The organism is Aquabacterium sp. OR-4 (genome assembly GCF_025290835.2).
Taxonomy (GTDB): domain Bacteria; phylum Pseudomonadota; class Gammaproteobacteria; order Burkholderiales; family Burkholderiaceae_C; genus Pseudaquabacterium.
In genome coordinates this window covers 1,169,342-1,183,213 of the sequence record NZ_JAOCQD020000001.1, presented here as the reverse complement: position 1 = coordinate 1,183,213, position 13,872 = coordinate 1,169,342, and the positions used below count along the sequence as shown (strand labels likewise).

The 13,872-nt window shown below is 72.1% G+C and carries 10 protein-coding genes; 9 read left to right on the top strand and 1 reads right to left on the bottom strand.

From position 1 onward, the window contains the following. Window positions 1-55 precede the first annotated feature (55 nt). Window positions 56-1,108 carry an RluA family pseudouridine synthase gene (locus N4G63_RS05040; RefSeq protein ID WP_260790493.1) on the bottom strand — a complete coding sequence of 351 codons (1,053 nt, stop codon included), beginning with the start codon at window positions 1,106-1,108 and terminating at the stop codon, window positions 56-58. Window positions 1,109-1,825: 717 nt separating this feature from the next. Here N4G63_RS05040 and N4G63_RS05035 point away from each other — a divergent pair. The 9 genes from N4G63_RS05035 (at window position 1,826) to N4G63_RS04995 (ending at window position 13,857) form a co-directional block, all read left to right on the top strand. Further along, window positions 1,826-4,858: an Rne/Rng family ribonuclease gene (locus tag N4G63_RS05035; RefSeq protein WP_260790491.1), complete on the top strand. Its 3,033-nt coding sequence runs from the start codon at window positions 1,826-1,828 to the stop codon at window positions 4,856-4,858. A 242-nt stretch (window positions 4,859-5,100) separates the two neighbouring features. Next, complete coding sequence (locus N4G63_RS05030; protein WP_260790489.1) at window positions 5,101-6,495, top strand: leucyl aminopeptidase family protein; 1,395 nt, start codon at window positions 5,101-5,103, stop codon at window positions 6,493-6,495. A 178-nt stretch (window positions 6,496-6,673) separates the two neighbouring features. Next, window positions 6,674-7,087: a GntR family transcriptional regulator gene (locus tag N4G63_RS05025; RefSeq protein WP_260790487.1), complete on the top strand. Its 414-nt coding sequence runs from the start codon at window positions 6,674-6,676 to the stop codon at window positions 7,085-7,087. Next, window positions 7,084-7,980 carry an ATP-binding cassette domain-containing protein gene (locus N4G63_RS05020; RefSeq protein WP_260790470.1) on the top strand — a complete coding sequence of 299 codons (897 nt, stop codon included), beginning with the start codon at window positions 7,084-7,086 and terminating at the stop codon, window positions 7,978-7,980. Before N4G63_RS05025 ends, N4G63_RS05020 begins: the two co-directional genes overlap by 4 nt. After that, a complete protein-coding gene (locus N4G63_RS05015) occupies window positions 7,977-9,428 on the top strand; it encodes a hypothetical protein (RefSeq protein WP_260790468.1) in 1,452 nt (483 codons plus the stop codon). Before N4G63_RS05020 ends, N4G63_RS05015 begins: the two co-directional genes overlap by 4 nt. Window positions 9,429-9,994: 566 nt before the next feature. Next, window positions 9,995-10,708: a GntR family transcriptional regulator gene (locus N4G63_RS05010; protein WP_314599729.1), complete on the top strand. Its 714-nt coding sequence runs from the start codon at window positions 9,995-9,997 to the stop codon at window positions 10,706-10,708. A gap of 121 nt (window positions 10,709-10,829) precedes the next feature. After that, the gene (locus N4G63_RS05005; RefSeq protein ID WP_260790464.1) at window positions 10,830-12,572 is read left to right on the top strand and encodes a fumarate reductase/succinate dehydrogenase flavoprotein subunit; all 1,743 of its coding nucleotides are present in this window, start codon (window positions 10,830-10,832) and stop codon (window positions 12,570-12,572) included. Between the two features lie 50 nt (window positions 12,573-12,622). Then, window positions 12,623-12,856 (top strand): 4Fe-4S dicluster domain-containing protein, encoded by a 234-nt coding sequence (locus N4G63_RS05000; protein WP_260790462.1) that lies wholly within the window; start codon window positions 12,623-12,625, stop codon window positions 12,854-12,856. A gap of 38 nt (window positions 12,857-12,894) precedes the next feature. Further along, window positions 12,895-13,857, top strand: a complete 963-nt coding sequence (locus tag N4G63_RS04995; protein ID WP_260790460.1) for a HEAT repeat domain-containing protein — start codon at window positions 12,895-12,897, stop codon at window positions 13,855-13,857. Window positions 13,858-13,872 lie beyond the last annotated feature (15 nt).

Here is a 13,872-nt window from a genome sequence, read left to right as displayed (position 1 = left end):
TGGCACGGCGCACTGCGTCGCCTCGACCAAGCTGTGGCCGATTCTGCCCGCTGCCTCAGCCCGGCGCGATGACACCGTCGCTGCGGCCGGCATCTGCCTGGCCGCGATCGCCCAGGCGCGCGATCAGTTGGGTGCACTCGGGCGGCAGCGGCGCCGCCAGCGTGATGCGCTCGCCGCTGGCCGGGTGGTCAAAGGCCAGCTCGCGGGCGTGCAGGAACATGCGCTCGAAGCGCAGGCCCGGCAGGGCCTCGCCGCGCGCAAACTGCCGGTTGCGGGCGAAGTCACCGTACTTGGGGTCACCCACGATCGGGTGGCCGGCCTGCGACAGGTGCACACGGATCTGGTGCGTGCGGCCGGTCTTGATGGTCACATCCAGCAGCGTGGCCTCGCCCAGCGGCTGCACGATCCTGACCAGGCTGATCGAGCGCTGGCCATCGGGGTGATCGGCCGCCACGGCACGCACATGGCGCTCGCCGCGGGCGTCCAGCGTCTTGTGCAGCGCCACGTCGATCACCTTCAACCGGGCCGGCCAGGCGCCGAGCACCAGCGCGGCGTAGGTCTTGCCGGTGTCGCGAGCACGGAACTGGTCCTGCAGGGCCACCAGCGCGCTGCGCTTCTTGGCCAGCAGCAGGATGCCCGAGGTCTCCTTGTCGAGCCGGTGCACCAGCTCCAGGAACCTGGCCGCAGGCCGCGCGCGGCGCAACTGCTCGATCACGCCAAAGCTCACGCCCGAGCCGCCATGCACGGCCACGCCGGCCGGCTTGTCGATGGCCAGCAGGTGTTCGTCCTCGAACAGCACCGGAAACTCGCGCGGCGGCGCCTGGCCGGCGGCGGCGGCACCGGTGTCGTCGGGCCGCGGGCCGCCGGCGCCGTCGCTGCGCCCGTCCAGGCGCTGGGCGGCGGCATCGGACAGGCGCACCGGCGGCAGGCGCACCAGATCACCGGGCGCCAGGCGGGTGTCGGCCGCCGCGCGGCCCTTGTTGACGCGCACCTCGCCCGAGCGGATCACGCGGTAGACATGGGTCTTGGGCACACCCTTGAGGTGGCGCAGCAGAAAGTTGTCGAGCCGCTGGCCTTCGCCGGCCTCGTCCACCACCAGATGGCGCACCTGGGGCCCCGGCGCCGGCGGCGCTGGCGGGGCTTGCGCCGGGGCCGGGGCCGCCGCGTGGGCTGGCTGCCGGGCCCGTGATGGTTTGGTGCTTATAATGATCTCCGCCACAAGTGGGCTGTAAGTGCTTGATTTTTCAGAGTTTACCCGGGCATGAACGGCGCTACCGTGGCAGGGCACCCCAGGAGGGGTGTCTTGAACAACGTTGATGCAACGCCTGCGTGGCCCGCAGCAGGCCCGTTCCCAAAGGTGGACGGGCGGTTCGGCAGCCAGGTGGAAGAGACACGAAATACCAGCCGTCCCGTCTTTCAGACGGGAGCCAAAAAAAGGTCATGGGCGGCAGACACTCCCACCGGGGCCGTCTGCCACCCGCGTCGAAGCCCTCGCCTCGCATGAGCCCCCTTCACCCCCCCCGCCCCCGCGCCGCAGTTGGCGCCGAGGGCCGCCGCGCGATGCGCCCAGGCCCTTCGTGGCCGGCGCGCGTGGCACCGGGCCGGGTGACCGGGGCACCGCCTGCCGAACCGGCCTCGCCGCACGCTGCCCCGCTGCACGCCTGATCGACCCCGATCAACCGCAGTCCAGGGCGATTCCTTCTCCGGCCGATTTTTCGTTTCTCGTGCATTGGATGGGTCGCCTGCCCGAGCGTCGCTGACGCCCGGGCGCGGTGACTGCGATGCACTTGCCGCATTCATCGGCAGGTGCATGTGAGGAGTGCACATGAAACGCATGCTGATCAATGCCACGCAGCCGGAAGAGCGGCGCCTGGCCATCGTCGACGGGCAGAAGCTGCTCGACTTCGAAACCGAGATCGAAGGGCGCGAGCAGCGCAAGGGCAACATCTACAAGGCCGTCGTCACGCGCGTCGAGCCCAGCCTGGAAGCCTGCTTCGTCGACTACGGCGAAGACCGCCACGGCTTCCTGCCGTTCAAGGAAATCTCGCGCCAGTACTTCCGCGACGGCATCGAGCTGAAAAACGCGACCATCAAGGACGCGATCCGCGAAGGCCAGGAACTGCTGGTGCAGGTCGAGAAGGAAGAGCGCGGCAACAAGGGTGCGGCGCTCACCACCTTCGTCAGCCTGGCCGGGCGCTGCCTGGTGCTGATGCCCAACAACCCGCGCGGCGGTGGCGTCAGCCGCCGCATCGAGGGCGAGGACCGCGAGGAGCTGAAAGAGAACCTCGAGCAGCTCGAATACCCCAAGGGCATGAGCCTGATCGCCCGCACCGCGGGCATCGGCCGCACTGCCGCCGAGTTGCAGTGGGACCTGAACTACATGCTCAAGCTGTGGGACGCCATCGACGGCGCCGCCAAGCAGGGCAAGGGTGCGTTCCTGATCTACCAGGAGTCGTCGCTGGTCATCCGTGCGATCCGCGACTACTTCACGTCGGACATCGGCGAGATCCTGATCGACACCGACGACATCTACGATCAGGCCAAGCAGTTCATGACCCACGTGATGCCCGAGCTGGCACCACGTGTGAAGCGCTACCGCGACGATGCGCCGCTGTTCAGCCGCTTCCAGATCGAGCACCAGATCGAGACGGCCTTCAGCCGCACGGTGAACCTGCCCTCGGGCGGCGCCATCGTGATCGACCACACCGAGGCGCTGGTCTCGGTGGACGTGAACTCGGCGCGCGCCACCCGGGGCGGCGACATCGAAGAAACCGCCACCCGCACCAACCTGGAAGCCGCCGACGAGATCGCGCGCCAGATGCGCCTGCGTGACCTGGGCGGCCTGATCGTCATCGACTTCATCGACATGGAGGAGTCGAAGAACCGCCGCGAGGTGGAGCAGCGCCTGCGCGACGCGATGCGGCAAGACCGCGCCCGCGTGCAGTTCAGCTCGATCAGCAAGTTCGGCCTGCTCGAACTGAGCCGCCAGCGCCTGCGCCCGGCGCTCAGCGAAGGCAACCACATCACCTGCCCGCGCTGCAACGGCACCGGCCACATCCGCGACACCGAATCGAGCGCGCTGCAGATCCTGCGCATCATTCAGGAAGAGTCGATGAAGGACAACACCGCCGCCGTGCACGTGCAGGTGCCGGTGGAGGTCACGTCGTTCCTGCTCAACGAGAAGCGCACCGAGATCACCAAGATCGAGCTGAAGCAGCGCTGCACGGTGCTGCTGGTGCCCAACAAGCACCTCGAGACGCCGAACTACAAGCTCGAGCGCCTGCGCCACGACGATCCGCGCCTGGAGAACCTGCAGGCCAGCTACACCATGATCGAGGAGCCGGAGGACGAGGTGGCCATCAGCCGCCGCGAGAAGGCCGGCTCGAAGCAGGAACCGGTGATCAAGGGCGTGCTGCCCGACCAGCCGGCGCCGATGCCCGCGCCCAGGCCCGAGCCGGTGGCCGTGGCGGCCGCCGCAGTGGCCGCCACCGCCGCACCGGCGGCACCGGCCGCGCCGGCCGCGCCCACGTGGGTGGCCCAGCCGCCCGCGCCCGAAGCGGGCCGCGGCTTCTTTGGCTGGATCAAGAAGCTGTTCGGCGCCCCGGCGCCGGCGCCCACCGCCCCGGCGGCACCGGCAGCAGCCCCCGCGGCCGCACCGGCTGCAGCACCGGCCGGCGAAGCCAAGCGCGAAGGCCGCGAGGGCCGCGAGGGCCGTGAAGGCCGCGGCGACCGCGATGGCCGCCGTGGTGAGCGTGGCGGACGCGGTGAGCGCGGTGAGCGCGGCGAGCGTGGTGGCCGTGGTGGCAACCGCGAAGGCCGCGAGAACCGCGAAGGGCGCGGCGCCGAGCGCGGCGAACGTGCCGAGCGCCCGGAGCGTGCCGAACGCCCCGAGCGTGGTGAACGCGCCGAGCGCCCCGAACGTGGCGAGCGCGGCCCGCGCCGCCCCGAGCGCGAGGCCCGTGCTCCCGAGGCCCTGGTGGCCGAAGGCCAAACCGCCGCGCAGGGCGAACTGCCGCTGACCCTGGTGGATGGCCAGAACCCCGTGGACGGCACCGAGGGCGGCAGCGAAGAGCAGCGCCGCCGCCGCCGCCGCCGTGGCGGCCGTGGTGCCCGCGGTGACGAGGGCGCGCCGGGTGCCGAGGCCGGCGCCGAGGGCCTGAGCGCCACCGACGCGGTCGACGCCGCCGCCGTGGCCCCGGCCGGTGACGCCGCCGACGCCAGCGCCGACACGCCCGCCGACGGCAGCGCCGAAGCCGGCGCGCCGGCCGACGGCGAGGCCCGCGACGAGAACCGCCGCCGTGGCCGTGGCCGCGACCGCCAGCGCGGCCCGCGCGAGCGCCGTGAGGGCGAGGCCGTGGCCGCTGACGAGAGCGCTGCGCCCGCGCCTGCCGCCGCCGACGAGGCTCCCGCCCCCGACGCCGCAGCAGCCGTTGCCTCTGCCGTTGCCTCTGCCGTTGCCGAGCCGGTGACGGTCGAAGCCGCCGCGCCGGCCGCCCCCACCCCGGTGGCACCCGCCCCGGCAGCCGCCGCCCCGGTGGCGCCGCAACGGGCACCCGCCCCGGCCCCGGCCGCTGCGGTGGCTGCGGCCATGCCGGTGGTGACGGCCTTCACGCTGCCGGTCAGCTCGCTGCAAAGCCTGGCCGATGGTGCCGGCCTGCAGTGGGTGCTGTCGGATGCCGACAAGATCGCCGCCGCCCAGGCAGCGATGGCCGCCGAGCCCAAGCCGGTGCATGTGCCGCGCGAGCCCAAGCCCGTGGTGCTGCTCGATGAAGGCCCGCTGGTGCTGGTGGAGACGCGCAAGGACCTGTCCCAGGTGACCCTGCCCTTCGAGCAGCCGGCGGCGGCCCCGCAGGCCTGACCGGCCAGGCCGGTGTGGCGCGCCCACCCGGCGCGCCTCGCCCCCCTACCCCCACACGCCGCCCCGGCCCCCAGCCGCGGCGGCGTGTTGCATGGCGCAGGCCACAGCCCGCTCGATCCCCCGGCCAACCCGGCGCAACGCCACCCGGTGCCCGGCCCTAGTTCAAAGTCGGCCCACCGCCGGCCCACCCATCGCCCAGCCTCGGCCCAGCCGCCGCCACCCTCACCCGCCAGCCGCCCACCATGACCGTCACGCTGAAGAAACCTGCCGCCTCGGCCGTCCCCATCGTCTGCGTCACCCGCGACAGCCTGGCGGCCACCGCCGCGGCCGCGCTGAGCCCGGCCGAGCGCCAGTGGCTGGCCACGGTGGGCTTTGCCGGCGCGCCCGACAGCCATGTGCTGCTGCCCGGCGCCGAAGGCCACCTGCGTGCGGTGTGGGCTGGCGTGCGCAGCGCCGGCGATGCCTACGCCCTGAGTGCCCTGCCGATGGCCCTGCCCGAGGGCCGCTACCGGCTGGACGACACCGCCGGCCTGGCCATCGCCCCCGCGGCCGCGGCGCAGTCGTGGGCGCTGGGCGGCTACCGCTTTGCGCGCTACAAGGCGCCGCGCCGCACGCCGGCCGAGCTGCAACTGCCGGCCGGCGCCGAGGCCCGCCACGGCCTGGCCGTGGCGGCGGCCATGATCGCCACGCGCGACCTGGTCAACACCCCCGCCGAGCACCTGGGCCCGGCCGAGCTGGCCCAGGCCGCCCAGGCCCTGGCCCTGGCCCATGGCGCGCGGTTCAAGCAGACCGTGGGCGATGCGCTGCTCAAGCCCGCCTCGCGCTTTCCGGCCATCCATGCCGTGGGCCGCGCCGCGGCGCCCGAGCGCGCGCCGCGCCTGATCGAGCTGAGCTGGGGTTCGCCCAAGCACCCGCGGCTGACCCTGGTGGGCAAGGGCGTGTGCTTTGATTCCGGCGGCCTGGACATCAAGCCGGCCGACGGCATGCGCCACATGAAGAAGGACATGGGCGGCGCCGCCAATGCCCTGGGCCTGGCCCAGCTGATCATGGGCGCCCGGCTGCCCGTGCAGCTGACCGTGTTGATCCCGGCGGTGGAAAACGCCATCGCCGGCAACGCCTACCGCCCCGGTGACGTGATCAGCACCCGCGCCGGACTGGGCATCGAGATCGGCAACACCGACGCCGAGGGCCGCGTGATCCTGTGCGACGCGCTGGCCTATGCCGCCGAGGCCCGGCCCGACCTGATCATCGACCTGGCCACGCTCACCGGTGCGGCGCGCATCGCGCTGGGCGGGCAGCTGCCGGCGCTGTTCTGCCGCGACATGGCCGCTGCGCGCGACATCGTCGACCACGGCCTGGCCATCGGCGATCCGCTGTGGCATCTGCCGCTGTGGGCGCCGTACCACGCCGGCATCGAGAGCGATGTGGCCGACATCGTCAACACCGGCCGCGGCCCGCAGGCCGGCGCCATCAACGCCGCGCTGTTCCTGGCCGACTTCGTGCCCGCCAGCATCGACTGGCTGCACATCGACCTGTACGCCTGGAACGACGCCGCACGCCCGGGCCGCCCGGCCGGCGGCGAGGCGCAGACCATCCGCACGCTGCTGGACTGGCTGAAGGCCCGCTACGGCGGCTGAAAGCCCGAGCCTGAGCCCACGCCCGGCGCACCTGGCGCGCCGCTGTTCCCCGCGGTTTCACCGCCCCCCCCCACCGCCTGCAACCGCCCCTCACTGCAGGGGCGGTTGGCCTTGTGGCCTGGCCCATCGCATGGCTTGACGTGCTTGCGTTCATGTGTATTATTGAATTAATACACCAATGCAGATGCACTTCGACATCGTTCCCGGCAGCCCGGTGCCCATCTACCGCCAGATCGTCGAGCAGCTGCGGCGGCAGGTGGCCGGCGGCCAATGCCGGCCGGGCGACGAACTGCCCAGCGTGCGTGCCCTGGCGCAGCAGCACGCCATCAACCCGATGACCGTGTCCAAGGCCTACAGCCTGCTGGAGGCCGAGGGTTTGCTGGAGCGGCGCCGCGGCCTGGGCATGGTGGTGGCCGCGGCCGGCGCCGGCGCCGCATCACCGGCCGAGCTGCTGCGCCCGGCGCTGCAGTCGGCCGCCCAGCAGGCCCGGCAGTTGGGCCTGGACGCCGACACCGCACTGGCCCTGTTTGCGCAGTGTCTGGCCGACCAAGATCCGGCCGTTGACCCCAGCCCTGGGAGCCCCACCGCATGACGCCTGCCCTTTGCACCGATGCCAGCGCGCTGGCGCCGCCCGACACCGACTGGGCGCTGGAAGCCGACGCCATCACCGTGGCCGGCGGCTTTCGTCCGGCCCTGAGCGAGCTCACGCTGCGCCTGCCCACCGGCGCCGTGCTGGGCCTGGTGGGCTGCAACGGCGCCGGCAAGAGCACGCTGCTGCGCTGCCTGGTGGGCCTGGGCGCACCGGCGCGCGGCCAGTGCCGGCTGCTGGGCCAGCCGGCGTTGCAGCTGCAGGATGCCCAGCGCGAACGGCTGGGCTATGTGGCGCAGGCGCCCGATCTGTTCGGGCACCTGGACGCGCTGGCGCACTTCCAGTCGCTCGGCCACCTGTACCGCGGCTGGGACGATCAGCGCGCGCTGGCACTGGCCCGGCTGCTGAGCCTGCCGCTGGATGTGAAGGCGGCACAGCTCTCGCCCGGCGAGCAGCAAAAGCTCAGCCTGGTGCTGGCCCTGGGCCACGACCCCGACCTGCTGATCCTTGACGAACCCATGGCCAGCCTCGACCCGCTGACCCGTCGCGACGTGATGCGGGCCTTGTTCGAGCGAGCGCCGCACCGCGCCGACCGCAGCATCGTCATCAGCAGCCATCTGCTGTCGGATCTGGAGCGGGTGGTCAGCCATGTGGCCTTTCTGCGCGATGGCCGCCTGCAGCTGATGGGCGCCTGGGACGACCTGGCCGAGCAGGTGCGGCGCATCCCGCTGTCGGCCGCCGAGCTGGGCCAGCTGCCCGCCCGCTCGCTGCTGCGGCTGCCCGGCGCAGCCGCTGCCCGGCAGCCGGTGCTGGTCGACACCCGTCACGCGCCTGCCCTGGCCACCGAGGGCCGTGCGCTGAGCCTGGATGAGCTCTTCATGGACTTGAATTCATGAGCGCACTGGGCCGCTCCCCAGCCGCTGCGGCAACAAACTGGATGGGCCTGGTGTCGCCGGCCATGCTGGTGCTGGCGGCCTTGTGTGGCAGCCTGGCCATGGTGCTGGCCACCGGGGCGGCGCTGAATGTCTGGCGCGGTCAGCCGGTGTGGACTGGCCGGCTCTGGGGCAGCTATCTGCTGGCCATCCCGATGCTGTGCCTGCTGCCCGGCGCCGCGCTGCACAGTGCGCGGCAGCAGGTCGAGGTCTGTCAGCGCCGCCAGGCACCCCACGGCGGCAAGCTGGCCAGCATCGGTGCCTGGCACCGCCTGATGGTCATCGTGCTGGTGGTGATGTGGCTGCCGATGCTGCTCACCGCCGCTGCACAAGAGCTGGGGCGCCGCCCGTGGCACACCGACCTGCGCGGTTATTCGCTGGCGCTGCAGGCCCTGCACATCACCGGGTTGGCGCTGCTGGCCACGGCGGGCTGGCGCGGCCTGCTGCCGCCGGTCTGGATCCTGGCCGCGCCGCTGTTGCTGCTGGAGTGGGCGCTCAGATTGGCCGGCTGGTGGCCTGGGTCGGCGCGCGCGGCCGGGCCATGGCCCGAGGCCGGCCTGGCGCTCACCTTGCCCCTGGCCTGGTGGGTGTGCGCCCGGCACCTGGGCCAGCCTTTGGCGCCGCTGGCGGCGCCTGCGGCGCCGAAGAACACCCCGCTCAGGCTGTGGCAAGGCCTGCGCCGCGACATCCAGAAAGCCTGGCGGCCGCTGGACGGCCAACGCTCGCCGCTGGGTTTGCTGCTGGTGATGGCCGTTCTGGTGCCGCTGGGCGACCTGGGCCCCGGCCAGCTCGCGATCACCTGGGGCGGCGCCGTGACGCCCTGGTTCGTGCCGCGCCTGGCCTGGCTGACGCTGCTGATGGCGCTGTTGCTGCGCGGCCCCGACTTGCACTGGCGCCAGCTGCTGGCGCCGCAGGGGCTGGCCCGCCGCCAGCTGGGCTGGCACATCCTGCAGCACAGCCTGTGCGGCATGGTCTTGCTGTGGGTGCTGTCGACGCTGCTCACCACGCTGGTGTTTCTGCCCGTGCTGACACCACCGCTGCGGCTGGACCTGCTGCGCATCATCCCGCTGCAGGCCGCGGCGCAACTGCCCGAGCTGATGCTGGCCACCACCCTGGCTGCGGCCCTGGCGGCGGCCGGCCACCGCAGCCGCGGCGCCAGGCGCTGGGAGCGCGCTGCGCTGGTGGCTGGGTTTGCGCTGCCGATCATGCTGGCCGGCGTGGGCCAGTACTTCGACTGGCCCACCCTGAACAACGGGCTGCGCGCCCCGCTGTGGCATCGCGACGCCGGGCATGCGCTGAGCGTGCTGGCACTGTCAGCCGGCGTGGCCTGGGCGGCCGCGCGCCTGTGGTCACGCGCCGACTTGAGCACGCTGCTGGCCGAGCGCGCAACAAGCCCGGACAGGCGGCACTGACCCGGCACGGCCAGGGCCACGCCGCTGGGTCAGGCCGGGCCCGCCGGCCGCCGGCACCCGCACCCGCACCCGCACCCGGCACCCACACTCGGCAACCGGCACCCGTACTCAGCACCCGCACGCGGCAGCCGCAGCCGCGCATGGAGCCGGCATGGTGCCGGGCACACGATGCCGGTGCATCCGCCAAGCCCTGACGCACCGGTTTGCACTGCGCACGCCCATGGCTGCGCTGCCCGGCGCCACGCTGCAAGCAGGCGCGGCGCGCGCTCCCTGCCGGGCGATCACCCAGCGCAAGCCGGCCCGGATTGCCGGATACCGCACCGGCGCCAGGTCGCCCCAAGGCACAACGGCACGGCGTTTGCTAAGCATGACCTGTCATAACAGGTTCAGCCAAGGCCACCATGCCCAGCCACCGAGCCAGACAGCAGCCGCCCAGCCCAACGGGCAGCGCCGGCCCCACCAGCACGGCCAGCACGGCCAGCACGGCCAGCCGCACCCGGCGCATGGCGTCGCCCGCTGTGCCGGTGGCGCCAGACCTGGCCGCGCCGGCCAGCAGCGTGGTACCGATGTCGTCGGTGCCGATGCATGCGCAGATCCGCGAGATCATCCGCCGCCGCGTGCTCGATGGCAGCTATGCGCCGCACTCGCAGATGCCGTCCGAGAGCCAGATGATGGCCGGCTTCGGCGTCAGCCGCATCACCATCCGCCAGGCCCTGGGTGACCTGCAGAAGGAAGGCCTGATCTTCAAGGTGCCGGGCAAGGGCAGCTTCGTGGCCAAGCCCAAGGCCTTCCAGAACCTGTCGCGGCTGCAGGGCTTTGGCGAGGCCATGTCACCCGCGGGTTATGAAACCTTCTCGCAGGTGCTGGCCACCCGCGAGCTGCCGGCCGATGAGCAGGTGGCGCGGCGCCTGCAGCTCAAGCCCGGTGCGCTGGTGGTGCAGATCCAGCGCCTGCGCTACCTCAACCGCGAGCCGATCTCGGTGGACGTGAGCTGGTTCCCGCTGGCCATCGGCCGCCGCCTGGTGACCGAAGACCTGCCGGCGCGCGACATCTTCGTGATCCTCGAAAACGACCACGGCCTGCACCTCACCCACGCCGATGTGCAGATCGAGGCCATCAGCGCCGACGAAGGCCTGGCCCGCCACCTGGCCCTGCCCGAGGGCGCGCCGCTGCTGCGCATCGAGCGCCTGACCTTCGCCGACGAGCGGCCGGTCGACTACGAGCACCTGTACTACCGCGGCGATGCCTTCCAGTACCGGCTGCGAATCGACCGCAGCTGAGGCTGGCAGGGCCTCATGCACGCCCTGCAGATGCACAGCCGAAATGCTTTGTTCCGCGCAGCCCGGCGGCTGAACACACTGCCTGGCTGACCCCGATGCCCTGCCCATGGATGCGCCTGCGATGAACACCCTGAACCTGGAATTCGACCTCGTCGTCATTGGCGGCGGCACCGGCGGCCCGATGGCCGCCGTCAAGGCCAAGGAGGCCAACCCCAAGCTGCGCGTGCTGCTGATCGACAAGGCCAACGTCAAGCGCAGCGGCGCCATCAGCATGGGCATGGACGGGCTCAACAACGCCGTCATCCCCGGCCACGCCACGCCCGAGCAGTACGTCAAGGAGATCACCGTCGCCAACGACGGCATCGTCGACCAGGAGGCGGTGATGGCCTACGCCGCCAACAGCTTCGCAATGATCGAGGAGCTCGACCGCTGGGGCGTCAAGTTCGAGAAGGACGAGACCGGCGACTACAGCGTGCGCAAGGTGCACCACCTGGGCGCCTATGTGCTGCCGATGCCCGAGGGGCACCACATGAAGCGCATCCTGTACCGGCAGTTGAAGCGCGCACGGGTCGAGATCACCAACCGCGTGGTGGTCACGCGCGTGCTCACCGGCGCCGATGGCCAGGTGGCCGCGGTGATGGGCTTCGACTGCCGCACGGCCGAGCTGGTGCTGATCCGCACCAAGGCCGCCGTCATCAGCACCGGCGCCGCCGGCCGCCTGGGCCTGCCGTCATCCGGCTACCTGATGGGCACCTACGAGAACCCCACCAACTGCGGCGACGGCCATGCCATGGCCTTCCATGCCGGGGCCGCGCTGGCCAATCTGGAGTGCTTCCAGATCAACCCGCTGATCAAGGACTACAACGGCCCGGCCTGCGCCTACGTCACCGGCCCGCTGGGCGGCTACACCGCCAATGCCCATGGCCAGCGCTTCATCGAGTGCGACTACTGGTCGGGCCAGATGATGCAGGAGTTTCACAACGAGCTGCAAAGCGGCAACGGCCCGGTGTTCCTCAAGCTCGACCACCTGGCCGAGGAGACGATCCAGGAGATCGAGACCATCCTGCACAGCAACGAGCGGCCCAGCCGCGGCCGCTTCCACGAAGGCCGCGGCACCAACTACCGGCAGAAGATGATCGAGATGCACATCTCCGAGATCGGCTTCTGCTCGGGCCACTCGGCCTCGGGCATCCACATCAACGCGCGCGGCGAGACCTCGGTGCCGGGCCTGTACGCGGCCGGCGACTGCGCCAGCGTGCCGCACAACTACATGCTGGGCGCCTTCGTCTACGGCAAGATCTGCGGCGAGCAGGCCGCCGCCTACTGCGCCGGTGCCGGCCCGGCACAGCACGACGCCGGCGCCGAGGCGGCCGAGGCCGCGCGCATCCTGGCGCCGCTGCAGCGCAGCGACGGGCTCACGCCGTTCCAGATCGAGTACAAGACCCGGCGCCTGGTCAACGACTACCTGCAGCCGCCCAAGGTGACGCGCAAGTTCGAGATCGGCCTGCAGCGCTTTGGCGAGATCCGCGAAGACCTGGGCGCCCTGCACGCGGCCAACCCGCACGAGCTGATGCGGGCCATGGAGGCGCACTCGATCCTCGACTGCGCCGAGATGGCCGCCCGCGCCAGCCTGTACCGCACCGAGAGCCGCTGGGGCCTGTACCACGCCTGTGTCGACCATCCCGAGCGCGACGATGCCAACTGGTTCTGCCACGTGCTGCTGTCGCGCGGCGCCCAGGGTGAGATGCGCCTCGACAAGCGTGCCATCGAGCCCTACATCGTGCCGGTCGACGACGCCGAGCGCAGCGCCTACCAGCGCCTGCGCATCGCCCCGGGCAGCACGGCGGCGCCGCAGGCCGCCTAGCCGCACCCATACGCGACATCCCCGAGCCACCAAACCGAGGCCCAGCCACCATGACCCTGGCCACCACCGCCACCCAAGTGCCCGTTCGCGTGGACGACGACAAGTGCATCGCCCACAAGGGCTGCACGGTGTGCGTCGATGTCTGTCCGCTCGACGTGCTGGCCATCAACGTCGTCAAGGGCAAGGCCTACATGGCCTTCGACGAGTGCTGGTACTGCCTGCCCTGCGAGCAGGACTGCCCGACCGGCGCGATCACGGTCGACATCCCCTACCTGCTGCGCTGAGCCGCCACGGCCCCCGCCCGCCCACCGAGAACGCCCCCATGAGCACCGCCATTGCCGCCCGCCTGCAAGACCCCGACGCCACCGTGCGCCGCCTGGCCGTGATCGACCTGCCCTACAGCGACGAGGACGACATCGTGCCGCTGCTGCTGCCCTGCCTGGCCGACACCGATGCGCTGGTGCGCACCGAGGCGGTGAAGGCCCTCGAAGGCTACGAGGAGCCCGAGGTGCTGGCCGCCCTGGTGCCCATGCTGCTGGACGCCGATGCCGGCGTGCGCCAGGCCACGGGCCAGGTGCTCGGCGAGCTCAAGCAAGCCAGCTCGGCCCAGGCGCTGCTGCCGCTGATCGCGCCAGCGCAGCCGGCCGAGGCGCGGGCCCAGGGCTTTCGCGCACTGCGGGCACTGCGCTGCGCCGCGGCCTTTGCGCCGGCCATGGCCTCGCTGCGCGACGCCGATGCCGCGGTGCGGGCCGAGGCCGTGGGCGTGCTGGGCTACCTGAAGGATGCCGCCGCCATTGGCGAGCTGGCCGAGGTGGCGGCCAACGACCCCGTGCCCGAGGTGCGCCGCATCGCCGTGGGCGCGCTGGGCTATGCCAGCAGCGTGAGCGTGCTGCCGGCGCTGACCCGGGCGCTGGGTGATTCGCACTGGCCGGTGCGCGACGAGGCCGCGCAAACCATCGGCAAGCTGCGCCTGGCGCCCGCCGTGCCCGACCTGGTGAAGGCCATGGACGACGAGATGTGGCAGGTGCGCCTGAAGGCCGCGCGTGCGCTCGGCCAGCTCAAGGCCGAGGCCGGCCTGCCGCCGCTGGTGGCCGCGCTGCAGCACCCGGTGAGCAACCTGCGCAAGGAGTCGGCCATTGCACTGGGCGAGATCGGCGACACCCGCGCCATCGCGCCGCTGGAGGCCGCGCTGGCCGATGCCGACCCCGACGTGCGCAAGCTGGCCCGGCTGGCGCTCACCGCCATCGGCCTGGCCCAGGACAGCCGCCACACCGGCGCGGCGTGACCACCGCCCCCGCCG

What these genes read in the sequence shown, in the direction of transcription:
- N4G63_RS05035 (WP_260790491.1), top strand. Translation starts at nt 1,826, where the DNA reads ATGAAACGCATGCTGATCAATGCCACGCAGCCGGAAGAGCGGCGCCTG.
- N4G63_RS05030 (WP_260790489.1), top strand. Translation starts at nt 5,101, where the DNA reads ATGACCGTCACGCTGAAGAAACCTGCCGCCTCGGCCGTCCCCATCGTC.
- N4G63_RS05025 (WP_260790487.1), top strand. Translation starts at nt 6,674, where the DNA reads ATGCAGATGCACTTCGACATCGTTCCCGGCAGCCCGGTGCCCATCTAC.
- N4G63_RS05020 (WP_260790470.1), top strand. Translation starts at nt 7,084, where the DNA reads ATGACGCCTGCCCTTTGCACCGATGCCAGCGCGCTGGCGCCGCCCGAC.
- N4G63_RS05015 (WP_260790468.1), top strand. Translation starts at nt 7,977, where the DNA reads ATGAGCGCACTGGGCCGCTCCCCAGCCGCTGCGGCAACAAACTGGATG.
- N4G63_RS05010 (WP_314599729.1), top strand. Translation starts at nt 9,995, where the DNA reads ATGTCGTCGGTGCCGATGCATGCGCAGATCCGCGAGATCATCCGCCGC.
- N4G63_RS05005 (WP_260790464.1), top strand. Translation starts at nt 10,830, where the DNA reads ATGAACACCCTGAACCTGGAATTCGACCTCGTCGTCATTGGCGGCGGC.
- N4G63_RS05000 (WP_260790462.1), top strand. Translation starts at nt 12,623, where the DNA reads ATGACCCTGGCCACCACCGCCACCCAAGTGCCCGTTCGCGTGGACGAC.
- N4G63_RS04995 (WP_260790460.1), top strand. Translation starts at nt 12,895, where the DNA reads ATGAGCACCGCCATTGCCGCCCGCCTGCAAGACCCCGACGCCACCGTG.